Raw genomic sequence first — 992 nt, forward strand, 5'->3', positions numbered from 1 at the left:
CTGAGCCTGATGCACTTATTCTTCTTGCTCCAGAAGCGGCTGCAGGGCTAGGTAATGCATTTCCAACCACTCGCGCCCTGAAAGATGTTTGTGCTACGCCTTTGTTCTGGCAAAAGGGGGTAAAGCCTAGTTTTAAATCTGCCCGCGAATATTTGTTCAACACAATGACTGAAAAACAAGCGCAAGCTGCTTATTCACAAATGTGTTTTGAATCAGGCTTAGCACTTAAAGAATTGTGGTTTTGGTATCTAGATACGAAGAATCGTTCAGAGATTGAAAGAGAAAAAATCGACTGCCCAATTATGACCTTAGCAGGAGCCAAAGATCGCTATAGTTCAGCGAGAACGGCTCGCCGCATTAGCCGGCATCTCGGTCAAGGACGGCATTTCCACCGTTTGCAAAAGTTTGGGCACATGATCCCGCTTGAAGACACTCACTTTGAGGTCGCGAAACAAATGCATGTTTGGCTATGCTGGCAACTTGGTATGCAAAGCCAAAAAAACAAAGCGGTTTAAGCGAGTTTAAAAACCGCTGTATCGAAGTCCATCCCTTTTAAATGGCTTGCATGAAGCTGACTCATCGTTCCCTTTTCGCAGAACAACAAATAGCGTTTTGCTTTATCTAAGCGCTCAGTTTCACTCATCAGCTCATAGAAAGGAATATGCAAGACTTCATTGTTGGTCAAGGTAAGCGGAGATTTATTCGCCTCTTCAGGGCCTCGAATATCAATCACCACATCACCAACTTTAGGTAATGTCGTTACATCAACATCCACCACATTTTTCTGCTGATGCATAACCTGATCAATTTTTTTAACGACGGCATCTTCAATCGCTTGATCTAAAACAGAAAAATCAAAATTACCTTCTTCTTCCTCTACTTTAGCAAGCTTCGCACAGGTAGTTGGTTTGTCCGAAATCACACCACAGTACTCCGGCATATTCTTTGCGAATTCTTCGGTACCGATTTTTGCAGACAATCGAATGATATCG

General features: G+C 43.1%; 2 protein-coding genes. One reads left to right on the plus strand and one right to left on the minus strand.

The genetic code is table 11. From position 1 onward, the window contains the following. The coding region (locus A3738_RS30335) for an alpha/beta hydrolase (protein WP_197473499.1) at positions 1–515 on the plus strand (515 nt) is incomplete at its 5' end. Here the strand turns inward: A3738_RS30335 and thiI are convergent. After that, the coding region (gene thiI / locus A3738_RS01115) for a thiazole biosynthesis protein (RefSeq protein ID WP_369819750.1) at positions 512–992 on the minus strand (481 nt) is incomplete at its 5' end. The genes A3738_RS30335 and thiI overlap by 4 nt on opposite strands.

The organism is Oleiphilus sp. HI0066, from assembly GCF_001635725.1.